Origin of the sequence: Streptomyces sp. HNM0575, assembly GCF_012726265.1 — a bacterium.
In the GTDB taxonomy this organism is placed as follows: Bacteria; Actinomycetota; Actinomycetes; order Streptomycetales; family Streptomycetaceae; genus Streptomyces.
In genome coordinates, this window is sequence record NZ_JAASAG010000005.1 from 69,011 (window position 1) to 89,233 (window position 20,223).

Here is a 20,223-nt window from a genome sequence, read left to right on the forward strand (position 1 = left end):
ACCACTGCCGTGCCCCCTGCCGGGAGCGTGGACGCGAGCCCGACCGTGAGCCGGCCGTGAGCACGGTGGCGGACACGGTGTCAGAGGCGCCGCGTAGGGTGTCGGCCCTATGAGCGAGCCCGCCCTCACCGATCTCCTGCACGCCGCCGTCACCGCCGTCGGCGGCACGGAAAGGCCTGGTCAGGTGGCCATGGCCGAAGCCGTCGCCGAGGCGGTCGGCAGCGGCACCCATCTGCTGGTCCAGGCGGGCACGGGCACCGGCAAGTCCCTTGGGTACCTCGTCCCCGCGCTGGCGCACGGTGAGCCCGTCGTCATCGCGACCGCCACGCTCGCCCTTCAGCGGCAGCTCGTCGAGCGCGATCTGCCCCGTACGGTCGAGGCGCTGCATCCGCTGCTGCGCCGCCGCGCCGCCTTCGCCATGCTCAAGGGCCGCTCCAACTACCTCTGCCTGCACCGCCTCAACGAGGGCGTGCCTCAGGAGGAGGACGAGGGGCTCTTCGACCCCCTCACCGAGGCCGGCCCCACCTCCCGTCTCGGCAAGGACCTGCTGCGGCTGCGCGACTGGTCCGGCGAGACGGACACGGGCGACAGGGACGATCTGCGTCCGGGCGTCTCGGACCGCGCCTGGTCGCAGGTCTCGGTCTCCTCGCGCGAGTGCCTCGGCGCCTCCAAGTGCGCATACGGAGCGGAGTGCTTCGCCGAGGCCGCCCGCGAGCGGGCCAAGCTCGCCGAGGTCATCGTCACCAACCACGCGCTCCTCGCGATCGACGCGATCGAGAACGCCCCGGTGCTCCCGCCGCACGAGGTCCTCATCGTCGACGAGGGCCACGAGCTCGTCTCGCGCGTAACAGGCGTGGCCACGGGCGAACTCACCCCCGGCAGCGTCAACCGCGCGGTGCGCCGTGCCGCGAAGCTCGTCGACGAGAAGACAGCCGACCGGCTCCAGACGTCCTCCGAGGGCTTCGAGCGCGTGATGGAGCTGGCGCTGCCCGGCCGCCTCGAAACGGTTCCCGAGGACCTCGTGCACGTCCTCATGGCGCTGCGTGACGCCGCCCGCGAGGGCGTCACGACCATCGGCAACACCCGTGACAGGTCCGTGCAGGACGAGGACGCCGTACGCAAACAGGCCCTGGCCTCGCTGGAGAACGTGCAGGAGGTCGCCGAACGGGTCGTCGAGGCCTCCGAGTTCGACGTGATCTGGTACGAGCGGCACGACCGCTTCGGCGCCTCGCTGCGGGTCGCCCCGATGTCGGTCGCCGGGCTGCTGCGGGAGAAGCTCTTCACCGACCGGTCGGTCGTGCTCACCTCGGCCACGCTCAAGCTCGGCGGCGACTTCAACGGCGTCGGAGCCTCGCTCGGCCTCGCCCCGGAGCGGGTGCTCGGCGACGACTCACCCGGCGGCGACGCCGAGCAGCCGCCGCGCGAGACACCGCAGTGGCGCGGCCTGGACGCCGGTTCCCCCTTCGACTACCGCAAGCAGGGAATCCTCTACGTCGCCGCGCATCTCGCGCCGCCCGGACGGGAGCAGTCGCGCCGGGACATGCTCGACGAGCTGGCCGACCTCGTCGGCGCCGCCGGGGGCCGCACGCTCGGGCTGTTCTCGTCGATGCGCGCCGCACAGACCGCCGCCGAGGAGCTTCGCGGCAGGCTCGACGTGCCCGTACTGCTCCAGGGCGAGGAGACGCTGGGCGAGCTGGTGCGGCGCTTCTCGGAGGACGCGGAGACCTGCCTGTTCGGGACGCTGTCGCTGTGGCAGGGCGTCGATGTGCCGGGCGCGAACTGCCAGTTGGTGGTGATGGACCGTATCCCGTTCCCGCGTCCCGACGACCCGCTGATGAGCGCCAGGCAGAAGGCCGTCGAGGAGCACGGGGGCAACGGCTTCATGGCGGTCGCCGCCACGCACGCGGCGCTGCTGATGGCACAGGGATCGGGCCGGCTCGTACGGGCGGCCGAGGACCGGGGCGTGGTCGCCGTGCTGGACCCGAGGCTGGAGCGGGCGCGGTACGGAGGCTTTCTGCGGGCGTCCATGCCCGGCTTCTGGTACACGACGGACCGCAATCAGGTGCGGCGTTCACTCGCCGCCATCGACGCCGCGGCGAAGGACGCCGGGGGCGCCGGGGGCGCCAAGAGCAAAACGAAGCCCTAGCCGCCGAGTGCCGTGGCATCTATGCCGTGCTCTCGGGTTCCAGACCGTGGGCTTCCCCGCCGGGCACGGCGGAGCCGCCGGTCCCGGCGCAGTGGGACCGGCGGCTCTCGCTCGCGAGGAGCCCGTGCGCAGGGATACGCAGGGCCTTGCGCGGGGCCTCAGACCCTGCGCAGCACCGCGACGACCTTGCCGAGGATCGTCGCGTCGTCACCAGGGATGGGCTGATACGCCGAGTTGTGGGGCAGCAGCCACACGTGACCGTCCTCCCGCTTGAAGCGCTTGACGGTGGCCTCTCCGTCGAGCATCGCCGCGACGATGTCGCCGTTCTCGGCGACGGGCTGCCGGCGCACGGTGACCCAGTCGCCGTCGCAGATCGCGGCCTCGACCATGGAGTCGCCCACGACCTTGAGCACGAACAGCTCGCCGTCACCGACGAGTTGACGCGGCAGCGGGAAGACGTCCTCGACGGACTCCTCCGCGAGGATCGGACCGCCGGCGGCGATCCGGCCCACGAGCGGCACGTAGGAGGCGGACGGCTTGCCCGTGGTGTCGGTGGCGACCTGCGCGGCGGGCGTGTCCGAGCCGCGCACCTCGTAGGCACGCGGGCGGTGCGGGTCACGCCGCAGGAAACCCTTGCGCTCCAGCGCCATGAGCTGGTGGGCCACGGAGGACGTGCTGGACAGGCCCACCGCCTGACCGATCTCCCGCATGGACGGCGGGTAACCGCGCCGCTGCACCGAGTCGCGGATCACCTCGATCACCCTGCGCTGGCGGTCGGTGAGCCCCGAACTGTCCGCGCGGATCCCCGGAGGTCGCCCCGGCAGGGAGCGCTTGGCCTGTTGAATGTCGTTCGCGTCGGCGTCCTGCACGCCGTCCGCGTCTTCCACCGGGGTCACCGGAGGAATGTGGTCGAGTGACTGCGCGGCACGGTTCTGGGACGTGATGGTGGCGCTGTCAGCTGTGGTGGTCACGTCGGCCCCTCTCGAGCGTTTCTCCCTAGTGGGACAACGGTAGTTGGTTTCGAAAGGTTGCGCCAAACACACGTTCGAGTGAAAATTCTCGTTTCATCTGACGCAGTCGCCGTTCGCGGTGTAGACGGCCCTCGTTTCCGACCGCCGTCACCGCCTCACAGTGTGTCGCAGGCGGGCCCGCAACGTGTCCCGTTCGTTCCTTCCGCGAATCCCGTCGGGAGCCCGCCCGCTCCCCGTCCGTAAGGGCCGCATCGGAGGCCGCGCGCTCCTGTTTGCTGCCGCGTACCGGCGACACGCTTTCCCTCAACTTGCGCTCAAGCACCAGATCTAGTGGTTAGATTGGCGCGCGCCACCCACAAGTTGTGGTCCCCCTGCTCCTAGTTGGAAGTTCGTGGACTATGCTGGGGGCAACTTCGCGGACCTCTGAGAGGTCCCCGCGAGGGCGCAACAGTCATGCACGAAGCGGGCTTTCGCAGGCTCAGGAGGGTGGGGAGAATGCACTGTCCGTTCTGCCGGCACCCCGACAGCCGCGTGGTCGACAGCCGTACGACCGACGACGGCACCGCCATCAGGCGGCGTCGTCAATGTCCTGACTGCTCCCGTCGGTTCACCACCGTGGAGAGCGCGTCCCTGATGGTGATCAAGCGCAGCGGCGTCACGGAGCCCTTCAGCAGGGACAAGGTGATCGCCGGTGTGCGGAAGGCGTGTCAGGGCCGGCCGGTCACCGAGGACGCACTCGCCCAGCTCGGCCAGCGGGTCGAGGAGGCCGTGCGGGCCACGGGCAGTGCCGAGCTGTCCACGCACGATGTCGGCCTGGCGATACTCGGGCCGCTCCAGGACCTCGATCTCGTGGCCTACCTGCGCTTCGCGTCCGTCTACCGCGCCTTCGAGTCCCTGGAGGACTTCGAGGACGCCGTGACGGAGCTGCGCGAGGCCCGCACGAGCGAGGACGACCCCGTCGCCGGTGACGGAGCGGGCGGTGGAGACGGCGGGGACCCGGTTCGGGAAGCTCCAGGCCAGGGGCCCCGCTCGGGTCGCGGAGGCCGAGGACACAGCGGTGCGGACGGCGCGGACGGCGCGGGCGGCAGCCCTGAAGCGCCGGTTCCGGCACCGGCCGCGGACTGACCGGCGGCGTCGGGAAGACCGAAGACCTTCGGATCCGGCGGTGGTGCGCACTGGGGCGCAGGGCCGCCGAGAGCCATGGAACAAGCAAGGTGTCCCGGGAAGATTCGGGGCGCAACGGGGCGTTATGCCCGTTAAGGGAGGCGGAATGACAGAGACGACGAGCGGCCCGGCACGCGGCTCCCGCGCGAAGGGCGGCAAGGCGACGAAGGGGCTGCGTATCGAGCGCATCCACACGACCCCCGGGGTGCATCCCTACGACGAGGTCGAGTGGGTGCGCCGGGACGTCGTCATGACCAACTGGCGCGACGGCTCGGTCAACTTCGAGCAGCGCGGCGTCGAATTCCCCGCCTCCTGGTCGGTGAACGCCACCAACATCGTGACCAGCAAGTACTTCCGCGGCGCCGTGGGCACCCCGCAGCGTGAGCACAGCCTCAAGCAGCTGATCGACCGCGTGGTGAAGACGTACCGCGCCGCCGGTGAACAGCACGGCTACTTCGCCTCCCCGGCGGACGCGGAGATCTTCGAGCACGAGCTGGCGTACGCCGTGCTGCACCAGATCTTCAGCTTCAACTCGCCGGTGTGGTTCAACGTCGGCACCGCGCAGCCGCAGCAGGTCTCGGCCTGCTTCATCCTCTCCGTCGACGACTCCATGGAGTCGATCCTCGACTGGTACAAGGAAGAGGGGATGATCTTCAAGGGCGGTTCCGGCGCGGGCCTGAACCTCTCCCGCATCCGCTCCTCCAAGGAGCTGCTCTCCTCCGGCGGCAACGCCTCCGGGCCGGTCTCCTTCATGCGCGGCGCCGACGCCTCCGCCGGCACCATCAAGTCGGGCGGCGCCACCCGCCGCGCCGCCAAGATGGTCGTGCTCGACGTGGACCACCCCGACGTCGAGGCCTTCATCGAGACGAAGGTAAAGGAGGAGGAGAAGATCCGCGCGCTGCGTGACGCGGGCTTCGACATGGACCTGGGCGGCGACGACATCGCCTCCGTCCAGTACCAGAACGCCAACAACTCGGTGCGCGTGACCGACGAGTTCATGAGGGCGGTCGAATCGGGCTCGAAGTTCGGGCTTCGCGCCCGGATGACGGGCGAGCTGGTCGACGAGACCGACGCCAAGGCGCTCTTCCGCAAGATGGCCGAGGCCGCGCACGTCTGTGCCGACCCGGGCATCCAGTACGACGACACCATCAACCACTGGCACACCGCGCCGGAGACGGGCCGTATCACCGCGTCCAACCCGTGCAGCGAGTACATGCACCTGGACAACTCGTCCTGCAACCTCGCCTCGTTGAACCTGATGAAGTTCCTGCGCGACGACGATGAAGGCCACCAGTCCTTCGACGCCGGGCGCTTCGCGAAGGTCGTCGAGCTCGTCATCACGGCGATGGACATCTCCATCTGCTTCGCCGACTTCCCGACCGAGAAGATCGGTGAAACGACCCGCGCCTTCCGCCAGTTGGGCATCGGCTACGCCAACCTCGGCGCCCTGCTGATGGCGACCGGGCACGCCTACGACTCGGACGGCGGGCGCGCCCTGGCCGGCAGCATCACCTCGCTGATGACCGGCACCTCCTACCGGCGCTCGGCCGAACTCGCCGGTGTGGTCGGCCCGTACGAGGGCTATGCGCGCAACTCCGAGGCGCACAACCGCGTCATGCGGCAGCACTCGGAGGCCAACGACGCGGCCGACCGGGCCGACGATCTGGACACCCCGGTGTGGGCGGCGGCCACCGAGGCCTGGCAGGACGTGCTGCGCCTCGGCAAGAAACACGGCTTCCGCAACGCGCAGGCATCCGTGCTGGCTCCGACCGGCACCATCGGCCTGATGATGGACTGCGACACGACCGGCGTCGAACCCGACCTGGCCCTGGTGAAGTTCAAGAAGCTGGTCGGCGGCGGCTCGATGCAGATCGTCAACAACACCGTGCCCAAGGCGCTCAAGCGGCTCGGCTACCAGGAGGAGCAGGTCGAGGCGATCGTCGAGCACATCGCCGAGCACGGCAACATCATCGACGCGCCGGGTCTGCGCCCCGAGCACTACGACGTCTTCGACTGCGCCATGGGCGAGCGCTCCATCTCCCCGATGGGACACGTCCGGATGATGGCCGCAGCACAACCGTTCCTCTCCGGCGCGATCTCCAAGACCGTCAACATGCCCTCGTCCTCCACCGTCGAGGACGTCGAGGAGATCTACCTCCAGGGCTGGAAGCTCGGCACGAAGGCACTCGCCGTCTACGTCGAGAACTCCAAGGTGGGCCAGCCCCTGTCCGCCAAGCGCAAGGAGGAGAAGGAGCAGGCCGAGCCCGAGCCGGAGAAGGTCGTGGAGTATCGGCCCGTGCGGCAGCGGCTGCCGAAGGGCCGCCCCGGCATCACCACGTCCTTCACGGTCGGCGGCGCCGAGGGGTACATGACGGCGAACTCCTACCCGGACGACGGGCTGGGCGAGGTCTTCCTGAAGATGTCCAAGCAGGGCTCGACCCTCGCGGGCATGATGGACGCCTTCTCCATCGCCGTCTCCGTCGGCCTTCAGTACGGGGTGCCGCTGGAGACGTACGTCTCGAAGTTCACGAACATGCGCTTCGAGCCCGCCGGCATGACGGACGACCCGGACGTGCGGATGGCACAGTCGATCGTCGACTACATCTTCCGCCGACTGGCCCTGGACTTCCTGCCGTTCGAGACGCGTTCCGCTCTCGGCATCCACTCGGCGGGCGAGCGTCAGCGTCACCTGGAGACCGGGTCGTACGAACCGTCCGAGGACGAACTCGACGTGGAGGGCCTCGCCCAGTCCGCGCCCAAGTCCGAGACGGTCAAGGAGGCGAAGGAGAAGGCCAAGGAAGAGGCGAAGGAGGAGGCCAGGGCCGAGGGGATCAGCGACTCCCAGGCCGCCCTTCCTGCGCCGGGCGGCGCCCACAGCTCCACGGAGCTGATGGAGATGCAGCTCGGGATGAACGCCGACGCGCCGCTGTGCTTCTCCTGCGGTACGAAGATGCGCCGGGCCGGGAGCTGCTACCTGTGCGAGGGCTGCGGTTCGACCAGCGGATGCAGCTGATCCGCGCGGCGGCCGACGAGTGAGGCCTGACTGATGGCCGACGGGCGGGGACCGGCAAATGCCGGTCCCCGCCTTTTTTCTGCGGTGCTCGGGCACGGTACGTGTGCGGGTGGATGCCGGTGCGTGTGCGCGCGGGCGTTGCGCCCCGTGTGCAGAGGGCGCGGCGCGCACGGAAGATGAACTCGTGCCGGAGTGGACTCGTGGACGCCTGATGGGTCCGTACGGAGCCGTCGGGCCCGCCTGGTCGGCAACGGTCCCCGGGCTTACGGTGCTGCTTCGGACCGGTCGGCACGGGCTGAGGGACCGGACAGCGGGATGAGGACCGGAGGGTCATGAGCAGGGAAGAGAGCAACACGGCCGACCGCCCGGTCCTCGTCACGGGAGGCACCGGCACGCTCGGCCGGGCCGTCGTACGGAGACTGCTGAGCGCCGGGCACGCGGTAAGGATGCTCAGCCGCCGGCCCGGCCCGGGTGTCGCTCCGCAGCAGGGAGCGCACGACGGCGGACCTGCTGAGGGGACCGTGGCACAGGCAGGCGGGGATGCGCCGGAGCCGGAGTGGGCCACCGGCGATCTCACCTCCGGAAGTGGGCTCGACGCCGCGGTGGCGGGAGTGGGCAGCATCGTCCACTGCGCCACGACCGGGACCGGAAAGGACGTCGCGGGGACCCGCCACCTCATCGAGGCGCTCCAACGGGCGGGCGGAGACCAGCACTTGGTCTATATCTCCATCGTGGGAGTCGACCGTGTGCCGTTCTTCTACTACCGGGCGAAGGCCGAGGCGGAGGGAATCGTCCAGGACAGCGGGCTGCCGTGGACCGTGCTGCGGGCCACTCAGTTCCACGATCTGATCGCCCGCCTCACCACTGCGCAGCGGTGGCTTCCGGTCACCCTCTTCCCCGCCGGTTTCTCCTTCCAGCCCGTCGAGGTGGAGGAGGTGGCGGAACGGCTGGCGAAACTGGCGGTCGGCGAACCCGCAGGCAGGGTCGCGGACTTGGGCGGTCCCGAGGTGCGTACGTCGCGTGAACTGGCTCAGCTGACTCTGCGCGCGTACGGCCGCCGGCGTCCGCTGCTGCCCGTGCCCCTCCCGGGCAAGGCCGCGCACGCGTACAGGTCCGGACACCATCTGACGCCCGCACACGCTGTGGGACGGACCACCTACGCCGAGTACCTGGTCGGTGCCGCCGCGTCGCAACGGGCCCGGCGCACACGGTGAGTACGGCCCTCTGACAGGCGGGCACGATCTCCGCTGCGGCGGCAGCGAGCGCGTACGGATCGTCACCCGGTTGGCCGTACGATGGCGCGGTGCTGGTCAAGTGGATGCGCTGCACCGTCGTGGATCGTCGGGGCTTCGAGCGGGGGCAGCGGAAGTGGGCTGGGCTGCTCGGCGAGCCTGGTTTCCGGGGTCAGGGCGGTGGATGGAGCCGTGCCAGGGAGGGTGTGGCGCACCTCTTCGGCTTCTGGGAGAGCCGTGCCTTCTACGACTCCTTCATGGCGCGCTCCCACGACCGGCTGCACGCCGCCCAGGTCGGCACGTACAGAGACATGAGGGTGCGGCTCTTCGAGTACCGCTTCGACGTGAAGACCGGCTTCCGGCCCGTCTTCGCGGACGCCGATCTGCTGCGCGTCGCCCACTGCCGCGTCCGCGGCGACCGCATCGAGCACTACACGCTGATGCAGGAGAAGGTCTGGAACCCGGCGATGGCCGGATCGCCGGGGATGCTGCGCGGAGTGTTCACGCAGGCGCAGGCCGAAGACGAGTTCATGGTGCTGTCGATGTGGGATTCGACGGCGGAGCACGGCAAGTACCGCACGGAACGCGTGGAACGGCTCGCACTCCGTGCTCAGCTCGGAGCGGATGTGACCGGAATCGCCGGGGACGTGATCGATCTCGAACCCTCCTGGACCGTCTGAATTCCGCCGGGGCCATAGGCTTGCCGCATGGCACGACCGAGACGAATCGTCCTGGTCCGGCACGGAGAGTCGGAGGGGAACGAGGACGACAGCATCTACGAGCGTGTGCCCGACCACGCCCTCGCACTGACCGAGAAGGGAGTGCGGCAGGCCAGGGCCACGGGGGAGCGGCTGCGTGAACTCTTCGGCCGGGAGCGGATCTCCGCCTATGTCTCGCCGTACCGGCGCACCCACCAGACCCTCGCCGCCTTCGAGCTCGATCCGCAGCTGCTGCGGGTACGGGAGGAGCCGCGCCTGCGCGAGCAGGACTGGGGGAACTGGCAGGATCGCGAGGACGTACGGAAGCAGAAGGCATACCGGGACGCCTACGGGCACTTCTTCTACCGCTTCGCGCAGGGCGAGTCCGGTGCGGACGTCTACGACCGGGCGGGGGCCTTCCTGGAGAGTCTCTGGCGCAGCTTCGAGAAGCCCGATCATCCGCCCAATGTGCTGATCGTGACGCACGGGCTGACGATGCGGCTGTTCTGCATGCGCTGGCTGCACTGGACGGTGGCGGAATTCGAGTCGCTGTCGAATCCGGGGAACGCGGAGACACGTACGCTGGAACTGGGAAAGGACGGGCGCTACCACCTCGATCGTCCCTTCGAGCAATGGTGCACACCGCGCTCGTACGGAAGCTGTACGTGACGTCACCGGGCCCGGCGCCCACGGTCGCGGCGGCAGTTGCTCGCCGCGCGGGCGGCACCCGGGGGCGGAGCACGTGGAGGACCAGAACCAGACGACGCACCCCGAGCGCTTGATCATGAACGCCGAATCCCAGGACGCCGGATCCCAGGGCCACGCATCCGGCGACGAGTTGAACGAGCCGGAGCACAAGTCCCATGCGCCGCAGGCGACATGGGACGCGTGGGACGACCGCGGGGGAGAACGGCACGCTGACGGGCACGACGGTGCCGCTCCCGCGAGCGGAGGGCGCGCGCACGACGCCACCGAGCCTGACGAGTCCGGCAGCGAACTGAGCGACAGCGAACTGAGCGACAGCGAACCGAGCGGCGGCCCCGGCGAGCACGAGGCCGAGGGCCGGCGCTACGCTGAGTCGGCCATGCCGATCACGCCTCCAACTCACCGCGTCGAGCGGTCGATACGTGCCAAGACGGGCGCCAAGGTGGTCGCCGGGATCGACGAAGTGGGCAGGGGAGCCTGGGCCGGACCCGTCACCGTGTGCGCTGCCATCACCGGGCTGCGGCGGGCGCCGGAGGGGCTCACCGACTCCAAGCTCCTGACCGTGAAGCGGCGTACCGAACTCGCCGAACTCCTCGACGGCTGGGTCACGGCGCACGCCCTCGGCCACTCCTCCTCCGAGGAGATCGACGAACTGGGCATGACGGCGGCGCTCCGGCTGGCCGCGACGCGCGCCCTGGAGGCCCTGCCCGTCTGTCCGGACGCGGTGATCCTCGACGGCAAGCACGACTACCTCGGGACGCCGTGGCAGGTGCGTACCGTGATCAAGGGCGATCAGTCCTGTATCTCGGTGGCCGCGGCCTCCGTGCTGGCCAAGGTGCGCAGGGACGCCCTCATGGCCGAACTCGGCACGGACCACTCCGACTTCGCCTTCGCGGACAACGCCGGATACCCGTCGCCCGTGCACAAGACGGCGCTTCAGGCGCTCGGGCCCACGCCCCACCACCGGATGTCGTGGGCCTTCATGGATGCCCTGCCGCGCTGGCAGCATCTCAAGCGCACTCGCGTCGTGGCGGACGAAGACACCCCGTCCGCCGAGCAGATGGGCTTCTTCTGACGACGCCCGCGCCGGTGCGCCAGCCGTGGGCAGGGAATTCCCTGGCCGAACCCGCTTGGGCAGCTCGCGCCCACGTTTGATAGACATCACCTCATGCCTCTCATACCCGAGGAGCCACAGATTCAGGAGAGCATCCCGGGCAACCGCACCTCCGCGGCAGCGACCCGAACTCCGCAGGCTTCCCGTCCCGCAGCACCCATTCCCGGACCCCGGGCCCCCTCGCGTCCCGCGCAGCCGCGCGCGGACAGCAAGGGACCGACCCCCGGCAGGCCCGGCACCGTGCGGACAGGCGGTCCGCAGCGGACCCCTGCCGCGCCCGCCCGTACAGCCGCACAGATCGAGCTGGTCACCGCCACGGACGCGACGGCGGTGGACGAGGCCGATGAGACGGTCGACAAGCTGCTTGACGAGGGCACAGCGCCCGGAGACGTCCTTGTTGTCACCACGGGCGAACAGCATCCCTGGGCCCAGCACGAGCTCTCCTTCGGTGAGGACGCCTACTGGCGTCAACTTGCCGATGGTGAGGACGTCTTCTGCGTACACACCTCGGCTCTGTCCCGCGTCGGGCGGAGGGCGGTCGTCGTCCTCGCCGTCAACGGGGGTACGGACGCACAGGCCGCCGAAGCCCTGCCGGCAGCGCTGGCGAAGGCCGGGCGCAGCCTGATCGTCTGCGGCGACCCGCAGCGACTGCGGCAACTGCTCTGAGCCGACGGCCACTCCGGGCGGGCCGTAGCCCTCCCGCCTCGGCTCGGTGCTGCCGTCCCGGGAGCGCGACCTGCGACCGGCCGCCACACAGCTACCGAGCCGGTGGCGGTGCATCGTGCTCCCGCGGTGCCGTCACCCCTGAACGGCCAGCACGAGCGGCAACACCCGGTGCGCTCCTGCACGCAGAAGAAGCCGCGCCGCCACGGAAAGCGTCCAGCCGGTCTCCGCGAAGTCGTCCACCAGCAGCACCGGTCCGCCCGCCTCCGCCAGGGTTTCCGACAGCGGAGCGGGAAGCGTCAACGCACCGTGCAGGGTGCGGAGACGCTGTGCACCGTTGCTGCGGGCGGGCGCCACCGGCGGGGCGTCTTCCGCGTAAGTGACCGTGCCCAGCAGCGGCATGTGCCCGATCTGCGCTATCCGCTCGCCCAGTGACTGCACCATCCTGGGGCGTGTACGCGAGTCGATCGTGACCACACCGACCGGCCGGGCCGCGGCGTCCGGCGCTCCCGTGCCCCAGCCGCCCGGCGCCTTGGCCCAGTCGGCGAGCACATCCACGACCGCCCCGACGACGTCCTCTGGCACTTCGGCGTCCTGCGCCTGCGGCGAGAGCAGCGGACGGAGCCGGTTGCCCCAGCCGATGTCCGAGAGCCTTCCCAAGGCGCGGCCGGTGGCGGCCTGTTCGCCGGCGGGGATGCGCCCCTTCAGGTCCACACCGATCGCGGGCAGCCCCGTCGGCCACATCTTGCGGGGCTCGACCTCGACTCCCGGGCGGGCGAGTTCACCGCGTGCAGCCTCCAGAGTGCCGGCGGAGACGTCTGTGGTGAACCTTGGGCCCGCGCAGTTGTCGCACCGGCCGCACGGCGCCGCTTCCTCGTCGTCGAGCTGCCTGCGCAGGTACTCCATACGGCAGCCCGTGGCCGCCGAGTACTCCCGCATGGCCTGCTGTTCGGATTCACGCTGGCGTGTCACCCATGCGTACCGCTCCGCGTCGTACTCCCACGGCCTGCCCGTGACCGTCCATCCGCCACGCACCCTGCGCACCGCGCCGTCCACGTCGAGCACCTTGAGCATGGTCTCCAGACGCGACCGACGCAGCTCGACCTGCGGCTCCAGTGCGGGAAGCGACAGCGGACGGTCCGCCTCGCCCAGCACATCGAGGGTCCGGCGCACCTGGTCCTCCGCGGGGAAGGCGAGCGAGGCGAAGTAGCGCCAGATCGCCTCGTCTTCACGGCCCGGCAGGAGCAGCACCTCCGCATGCTCCACACCACGGCCGGCCCGGCCCACCTGCTGGTAGTAGGCGATGGGGGAGGAGGGGGAGCCGAGATGGATGACGAAGCCCAGGTCGGGCTTGTCGAAGCCCATGCCCAGGGCCGATGTGGCGACGAGAGCCTTGACCCTGTTGGCCAGCAGATCCGCCTCGGCGGACTGCCGTTCGGCGTTCTCCGACTTGCCTGTGTAGGAGGCGACGGTGTGGCCCTGCGAGCGGAGGAACGCGGTCACCTCCTCCGCGGCGGCGACCGTCAGCGTGTAGACGATGCCCGAGCCAGGCAGCTTCTCCAGGTGGTCGGACAGCCAGGCCATCCGGTGGGCGGCGTCGGGGAGCCGCAGGACACCCAGGCTCAGGCTCTCCCGTTCCAGGGATCCTCGCAGCACGAGCGCGCCCCCGCCGTTCCCGGCGTCCGCGTCCACCGGCGCGCCCGTGCCCAGTTGCTCGGCCACGTCCGCCGTGACCCTCGCGTTGGCCGTGGCGGTGGTGGCCAGGACCGGGACGCCTGCCGGCAGTTCGGCGAGCATGGTGCGCAGCCGCCGGTAGTCGGGCCGGAAGTCGTGGCCCCAGTCGGAGATGCAGTGAGCCTCGTCGACCACGAGCAGGCCGGTGGCCGCGGTGAGTTCGGGGAGCACCTGGTCCCGGAAGTCCGGATTGTTCAGCCGCTCGGGGCTCACCAGCAGCACGTCGACGGTGCCCGCTGCGATCTCCGACCGGATCGCCTCCCACTCCTCCGTGTTCGAGGAGTTGATGGTGGCGGCGCGGATGCCCGCCCCCTCTGCCGCCGCCACCTGGTTCCGCATGAGGGCGAGCAGCGGCGAGACGATGACGGTCGGCCCCTGGCCCGCGGCACGTAGCAGCGCCGTGGCCACGAAATAGACGGCCGACTTGCCCCAGCCGGTGCGCTGGACCACGAGCGCCCTCCGGCGGTCCGCGACCAGCGCCTCGATCGCGCGCCACTGGTCGTCGCGCAGCCGGGCCGCGCCCGAGGGGCCGCCGACGAGGCGGGCGAGGACGGTATCGGCCTTGAGACGCAGCTCCGTGTCGTTCATGGCTCCATGCAACCGGATGCCGGACTCATCCGGCCAACGCGCCTGTGGAAAACCGCTCGTCGGTACGACATCCGTACAAGACAGGGCGCCTATGGACAACTGATGACGAACTTCGATGCGCGCCCTGCACGGTTGCGTCATGACACAGCGAGACAACGCACACCACGGACCTCACGGACGCCGAGCCGACGGCGACGACGAAACCTGCGCCCAGCCGGCAGGCAGGTTCGCTGCCCGGCCCGTGCCGCTTCCCGCACCGGACGAGCCGAAGAACCAGGTCGCGTTGCGCAGCCCCGCGGAGCTGGCCGACGCGCTTCCCTATCTGCTCGGCTTCTATCCCGACGACTCCATCGTGGTCGTCGCCCTGCACGGCTCGCGCGGGCGCTTCGGCGGGCGGATCAGGATCGGCATCCCCGCCGCCGACGACGAGTGGCCGGCCGTCTCCGAGCAGGTCGCGGCATGCCTTGAAGGCGAAGGCGAAGCGGGTTCCGGAGGCCGGAGACCCGACGGAGCCATCCTCTTCCTCTGCCAGGACCCGGAGCCCGGCCGGAAGCGGGAGGAGGTGATGAAACGGCTTCGGCCGCTCGCCCAGTCGCTCCGCACGGCCTGCGGAGAGCGTGAGATCCCGGTGTACGAGGCGCTGTGCCTGTCCGACGGCCACTACTGGTCGTACTGCTGCCCCGATGCCGGCTGCTGTCCGAAGGAGGGGCGGCCGCTCGGCGGCACCGGCACATCGGCGATGGCCGCCGCTGCCGCCTACGCGGGAATCCAAGTGCGGGGCTCTCTGCGGGAGATGGAGCGAAGGCTCACTGCGCTCGGGGGCGACGCCGCCGAGACTCAAAGGAAGGCCCTCGACTCCGCGAGCTCGGCTCTCGTCCCCCGCATGCTGGCCCCCGACGGCTGCGCGGAGGTGAGAGCCCGGACGCTCCGGCTGGCCTCCTCACTGATGGCCCGGTTCGGGGAGGCCGTCCAGGACCAGAGCGACAGCCGCCTAGCCGACGCCCATGACGACGGGCTGCTCAGCGATGAGGATGCGGCGGCGATGATTCTCGGTCTCCAGGACCGAAGGACTCGCGACCGAGCCGCCGAGTGGATGGAGGCCCCCGACTGCGGCCCCGCGCTGCGGCTTTGGCGCGCCCTCGCGAGGCGCTGCGTCGGACCGTACAGCGAGCACGCGGCGGCTCCGTTGACGCTCGCGGGATGGGTCGCATGGTCGTCGGGGGACCGGCCCGCGGCCCGTGTCGCACTCGACCGCGCCCTGCGCACCGACCCCGGCTACATGTTCGCCCGGCTGCTCCACCGCGCCTTCAACGAGGGCGTGGATCCGGAGCCTCTGCGCCGGTGCATGCGCAAGGAACGGGAAGCGCGCCGCGCGGAGGAGCAGCGCGGACCCGCCGGCTCCGCGGCGTGTGGTGCGCCGTGACCGGCATGCGGGTCAGCCGTTCAACTCTTTGCAGACGCCGCTCATCTCCAGCCCCGGCCCGTGCCGGATCACACACAAGAGGAAGCGGAGGTACGCCCATGTCCGCCACGTCGCATCCGGATTCGCCGCAGCCACACAGCTCTTTCGGAAGCCCGCCCGGGGCCGCTCTGCCCGCCCCCGCCAGAGCGCCCGGAGGGGATCGAACCCGCGGACGCGTCCCTCCCGGCCGACCGCCGGGCAGCGCCGAACACCGGTCGGCGCACGCCGCGCTGATCTGTGTCGCGGCGCCTCATCTGGCGGTGTCCGCCGAGCACGGCCAGCTGAACGGGGAAGGCATGGAGGGCTATTACTACTCGGGCAGACGAGTGGTGTCCCGCTGCCGGATCCTCCTCGGCGGCAGGGAACCGCTTCCGCTGCTCGGGCGCATGGTCGGCGCCACGCAGGCCCGCTTCACCGCCACGGCGCCGACCACCGTCGGGAGCGGGCCGGATCCCGCGATTCTCGTCGACAGGTTGCGTTCCGCCGAGGGCACGGAACGCATCACCGTTCGCAACACCGGTGGCCGCCCGTTGAGGCTGCCCTTCGAGTTGCGCCTCGGCACCGACCTCGCCGAGATCGCGTCGATCGCAGTCGGGCGGGCCGGTGAGGAACTGCCCGCCTCCGTGCACGGTTCAGGACTGTCCTGGTCCGCGGCGGACCTGCGGGCCTCGGTCACCGCCGAGCCGCAGCCGGACACGAGCCTGGCCCAACTGGGGCTGCTGAGATGGGACTGGGAGATGCCGCCGGGGTCCGAACGTACGGTCTTGCTCCGCACAGATCTGTCACGAAGCGTCCCCCGCCCCGCACGCGGCAAGAAGCGCCGAGGCGGCACCAAGGTCAAAGGCAGCAAGACCGCCACGGGCCCGGTCTCCTGCTATGCCCACAGGGCTGCGAACACACCGGAACTATGGCGAGGCGCCCGCGCGGACGGCGACGACGACAGAGTCTCTGCGCTCTTCCGCACCGCCCTCGACGACGCCAACGCGCTGCTCATGTCCGACCCGGCATCCTCCGATCTCCATCTCGTCGCGGGCGCTCCGTGGCGCTGCGCCCTCGCGCCGGCCGAATCCCTGCGCGCGGCCCGGATGCTGCTGCCCCTCGGCACCCGGCTCGCGGCGGGCACCTTGCGCACGCTCGCGCGCGGTCAACTCACTGGGCCCGGCCCCGACGCGGGCAGGCTCCCCGGAGCCGTGCGCCATGCGGGCCCGTACGCCCCGCCGAGCTGTAGCGGTACGGAAGCGACTTTGCTCTTTCCCGCCGTGCTGGCCGAGGCGCGGCTGTGGGGCCTGCCCGAAGTCGAGACGGAGCAGCTTCTGCCCGCAGCCGAGCGGTGCTTGACCTGGATGCTCCACGCGGCCGGCGAGGACATGCTCGTCCCCGATCCCGCACCGGACGGCCCGTACCGCTGCGAGGTGCAGGCGAGTGCACACCGGGCGGCCCTACTCGGTGCCGGTCTGCTCGAGGCCTGTGGAAGCGACAGGGGAGCAGAGCTGCGCGACTGGGCGGACGCTCTGCGCCGCACATTCCAAAGCGAGTTCAGATACGGAGAGGACACAGGTGCGGTCCCCGTCGCGGTCCGCACCCGGGGTGGGGACGTGCTGCGGCATGTGAGCTCTGCGGCAGTGGAGTTGCTCGATACGGGCCTGGCCGGAGGCGGCAGTTCCGCGGTCGGGCTGCTGACGGCGGAGCAGACGGCACAGCTCTGCCGGCACCTTGAGAGTCAGGCTCTCGACTCGGGTTGGGGTCTGCGCAGCCTCGGAGCGGATGACGATCGATACAACCCCTTCGGGCACCGCGGCGGCGCCGTCCGCGTGCAGGAGTCCGTGATCGCCGTCTCGGGTCTCGCGGCGGCGGGCCATGAGCGGGCGGCCGGTTCGCTGCTGCACGGAGTGCTCGACGCGGCGGCCTCGTTCGGATTCCGTCTGCCGGAGATGTACGCGGCGCCTCAGCGGAGCGCAGGCGGGGTGCCGCTGCCACATCCCGCGGCATGCCGGCCCGCGGCGACCTCCGCGGCGGGGTCCGTGCATCTACTCGCGGCTCTCGCCGGAGTGCGCCCGGATGTTCCGGCGGGCACCGTGACGGTACGACCGCTGAAGACCGCGCCCCTTGGAGCCGTACGGTTCGCGGGGCTGCGCCTCTCCGGCACCCCCTTCTCGGTCCGGGTCGGCAGCGACGGCGAGGGGGAGGTGGACGAGATCGCCGACGGTCTGCGAGTCGTCGTCAGCTGAAGGAGCCCGGGCTGCGGTGCCGCAACACCCGGCAACCCGCACTGCCAAAGGCCGGGCACAAGGCGGGGGAGACCGCAGCCGAACTGCCTGATTATCGTCAGGGAGACGACTATGATCATGCCATGCCCTACGACCCGTCGGCCTTCCCCCCTTTCGCCGTCACCGTCGACCTCGTGGTGCTCACGGTGCGCAGACATGCGCTGTGTGCACTGGCCGTACGTCGCGGTGAAGCACCGTACGAAGGGAAGTGGGCACTGCCCGGGGGCTTTGTCAGGGCGGATGAGGACCTCACTTCCGCAGCAGCGCGCGAACTTGCGGAAGAGACGGGCTTGCGGGCCTATGCGACGGACAGCGGACTCCCCGGTGCGCATCTCGAGCAGCTCGCCACATACGGCGATCCCGGCCGGGACCCGAGGATGCGGGTCGTCAGCGTCGCTCATCTCGCGCTCGCCCCGGACCTGCCGTCACCCACGCCCGGTGGGGACGCAAGGGGCGCGCGCTGGGCGTCGATCGACGAACTGCTCGGCGCCGGCGACCTGTCCAGGTACGCGGACGGCTCCCGCTACGCAGACGACGGCGGCAAACCGGCACTCGCCTTCGACCACGACCAGATCCTCGCGGCCGGTGTGGAGAGGGCGCGCTCCAAGATCGAGTACTCCTCGCTCGCCACCGCCTTCTGCCCACCGGAGTTCACGGTCGGCGAGCTGCGCAGGGTCTACGAAGCGGTCTGGGGGGTGGCGCTCGACCCGCGCAACTTCCACCGGAAGGTGACGGGTACGCCGGGATTCCTCGTCCCCAGCGGAGGCACGACGACCCGCCAGGGCGGGCGCCCCGCGCAGCTGTTCCGCGCCGGGGGCGCCACTTTGCTCAACCCGCCGATGCTGCGCCCCGAAGTCTGACGGCATCGGGCGCCCAGGCCCGCACGCGGCTCACGCAACGGACTTGGCCCGGAGACGGGCATTGCCGCTGGAAGAGCGACATGTCACGTTATGTTGCCTGGATGCATCCCCCACGCGTTACGCGGGAGAAGCGATGATCCAGGCAATCGGACTCACGAGTCTGCCGCGCCGTCACCAACTCGGGCCCGCTGTCGACGATCTGACCTTCGAGGCCCGCCCCGGCCGCGTCACCGTGCTTCTCGGGCCGGAAGGCTCCGGGAAGACGACCGCAGTGCGCCTCATGCTCCAGCTTCAGGCCGGGCGTGGCACGGCGCTCTTCCGTGGCCGTCCCGTCCACCGGATTCAGCATCTCTCCCGTGAAGTGGGCGTGCTGCTGGGCGAGGTGAACGGTCATCCGGGACGCACGGCACGCGCTCATCTGCGCATGCTCGCCGCCGCGGCGGGGGTGCCTGCCGGCAGAGCGGACGACGTACTCGATCTCGTAGGTCTCAGTGGTCTCGCCGACCAGCGGATGAGCGCTCTCTCGCGTGGCATGGACCGACGCCTCGGTGTGGCCTGCGCGTTGCTCGGAGATCCGCACACCCTGGTCCTCGACGAGCCCGCGCACGACCTCTCTCCGCGTGAGACGGCGTGGATCTGCTCGCTGTTGCGCGGATACGCGGGACAGGGCGGTACGGTCCTGGTCACTTCGCACCGGTCCGAGGAGGCGGCGGGTCTCGCCGACCGTGTGGTGAGCATCGGCTCCGGGCGTCTGCTCGCCGATCAGGAGGTCGCGGACTACGCCCGCACCCGCCTCCGTCCCCGTGTCGCCGTCCGTACGCCACATGTTGACCGCCTCGTGGCCGCACTCGCGCAGGAGGGGCGCAAGGCAGGGAGGGACCGTGACCACGGCCCGCTCAAGGTCGTCCATGAAGGCGGGACCAAAGTCTCGGTCTACGGCAGCAGTTGTGCGGAAGTGGGCGAGTACGCGTACAAGAACAACATTCTCGTGCACCAGCTGACCGACGAACGGGGCGACGCCGGCGACGCTTTCCCCCCTGGACCGCTCCATCGTGCCGACGGCCGCCGCCCGGCCGTTGAGACTCAGGTCGACGCCGCCCTCTCGGACGTGGGGCCGGATGTGCGGCACGCTCCTGCGGCCGACGGCGACGGCGACGCCCACGCCGACTACGAAGGTGCCGGCCATGCCGAGACCACCTCAGCGGATCCATCCGAGGCACCGGGTCCGGAGGAGGACGGAGCGTGGACCGAAGCCGGTTCGGGCACCGACGGTGTACTACGGGCGCTGGAGGAGCTGGAGGACTTCGATGAACTGAGCACGCCCGCAGGGGACGTCGGTTCCGCCGACTCCACCGGCACCGACGCCGACAGCACCGTCGACGACGCGGTACCCGGCGAGACTGCCGAACTCTCAGGTGTCGCCGAGCCGGATGTGAACTCCCCTGCCGCAGCGGGAAGTTCACAGCGGCCCGAGTCTGCCGAGCAGCCCGAGACCGCAAGACCGTCCGCGACCGCGACCGCGTCTGCGGACGCCACCGCTGACGACGACAGCCGCCGGTCTGTGGCCGAATCTGTCCCGAAGGGCGCACCTGAGCCTCAGCTCGAG

13 protein-coding genes and 1 pseudogene are annotated in these 20,223 nt (G+C 70.5%); 12 read left to right on the plus strand and 2 right to left on the minus strand.

Features of this window, described 5'->3' with window-relative positions; translation table 11 throughout:
* Positions 1 to 109: 109 nt before the first annotated feature.
* Positions 110 to 2,146 carry an ATP-dependent DNA helicase gene (locus HCC61_RS13995; protein ID WP_169135766.1) on the plus strand — a complete coding sequence of 679 codons (2,037 nt, stop codon included), beginning with the start codon at positions 110 to 112 and terminating at the stop codon, positions 2,144 to 2,146.
* 158 nt (positions 2,147 to 2,304) lie between these two features.
* Here the strand turns inward: HCC61_RS13995 and lexA are convergent, their stop codons facing one another.
* Positions 2,305 to 3,117, minus strand: a complete 813-nt coding sequence (gene lexA, locus HCC61_RS14000; protein ID WP_169135767.1) for a transcriptional repressor LexA — start codon at positions 3,115 to 3,117, stop codon at positions 2,305 to 2,307.
* 495 nt (positions 3,118 to 3,612) lie between these two features.
* Here lexA and nrdR point away from each other — a divergent pair, with 495 nt between their 5' ends.
* The 7 genes from nrdR to HCC61_RS14035 all read left to right on the plus strand — a co-directional run bounded on the left by nrdR (position 3,613) and on the right by HCC61_RS14035 (position 11,709).
* The gene (nrdR, locus tag HCC61_RS14005) at positions 3,613 to 4,242 is read left to right on the plus strand and encodes a transcriptional regulator NrdR (protein ID WP_169135768.1); all 630 of its coding nucleotides are present in this window, start codon (positions 3,613 to 3,615) and stop codon (positions 4,240 to 4,242) included.
* A gap of 145 nt (positions 4,243 to 4,387) precedes the next feature.
* Complete coding sequence (locus tag HCC61_RS14010) at positions 4,388 to 7,294, plus strand: vitamin B12-dependent ribonucleotide reductase (RefSeq protein WP_169135769.1); 2,907 nt, start codon at positions 4,388 to 4,390, stop codon at positions 7,292 to 7,294.
* A gap of 332 nt (positions 7,295 to 7,626) precedes the next feature.
* The gene (locus HCC61_RS14015) at positions 7,627 to 8,508 is read left to right on the plus strand and encodes an NAD(P)H-binding protein (protein WP_169135770.1); all 882 of its coding nucleotides are present in this window, start codon (positions 7,627 to 7,629) and stop codon (positions 8,506 to 8,508) included.
* A gap of 89 nt (positions 8,509 to 8,597) precedes the next feature.
* Positions 8,598 to 9,206, plus strand: a complete 609-nt coding sequence (locus HCC61_RS14020) for a YdbC family protein (RefSeq protein ID WP_169135771.1) — start codon at positions 8,598 to 8,600, stop codon at positions 9,204 to 9,206.
* A 27-nt stretch (positions 9,207 to 9,233) separates the two neighbouring features.
* Complete coding sequence (locus HCC61_RS14025; RefSeq protein ID WP_169135772.1) at positions 9,234 to 9,893, plus strand: histidine phosphatase family protein; 660 nt, start codon at positions 9,234 to 9,236, stop codon at positions 9,891 to 9,893.
* Positions 9,894 to 10,308: 415 nt separating this feature from the next.
* Positions 10,309 to 11,004, plus strand: a complete 696-nt coding sequence (locus tag HCC61_RS14030; protein ID WP_169136032.1) for a ribonuclease HII — start codon at positions 10,309 to 10,311, stop codon at positions 11,002 to 11,004.
* A gap of 279 nt (positions 11,005 to 11,283) precedes the next feature.
* Entirely contained in the window at positions 11,284 to 11,709 is a 426-nt protein-coding gene (locus HCC61_RS14035) for a hypothetical protein (protein ID WP_346777189.1), read from the plus strand.
* 132 nt (positions 11,710 to 11,841) lie between these two features.
* Here the strand turns inward: HCC61_RS14035 and HCC61_RS14040 are convergent, their stop codons facing one another.
* Positions 11,842 to 14,028: a RecQ family ATP-dependent DNA helicase gene (locus tag HCC61_RS14040; RefSeq protein ID WP_169135774.1), complete on the minus strand. Its 2,187-nt coding sequence runs from the start codon at positions 14,026 to 14,028 to the stop codon at positions 11,842 to 11,844.
* A 139-nt stretch (positions 14,029 to 14,167) separates the two neighbouring features.
* Between HCC61_RS14040 and HCC61_RS14045 the strand changes: the two genes are divergently transcribed.
* From HCC61_RS14045 to HCC61_RS14060, 4 genes and pseudogenes are all read left to right on the plus strand, one after another.
* Entirely contained in the window at positions 14,168 to 15,451 is a 1,284-nt protein-coding gene (locus tag HCC61_RS14045) for a DUF4192 domain-containing protein (protein ID WP_169135775.1), read from the plus strand.
* 272 nt (positions 15,452 to 15,723) lie between these two features.
* Entirely contained in the window at positions 15,724 to 17,718 is a 1,995-nt protein-coding gene (locus tag HCC61_RS14050; protein ID WP_346777219.1) for a glycogen debranching N-terminal domain-containing protein, read from the plus strand.
* Between the two features lie 122 nt (positions 17,719 to 17,840).
* Entirely contained in the window at positions 17,841 to 18,617 is a 777-nt protein-coding gene (locus tag HCC61_RS14055; RefSeq protein WP_169135777.1) for an NUDIX domain-containing protein, read from the plus strand.
* Between the two features lie 133 nt (positions 18,618 to 18,750).
* Positions 18,751 to 19,641 (plus strand): annotated as a pseudogene (locus HCC61_RS14060) (ABC transporter ATP-binding protein); the annotation flags it as partial.
* Between the last annotated feature and the right edge of the window lie 582 nt (positions 19,642 to 20,223).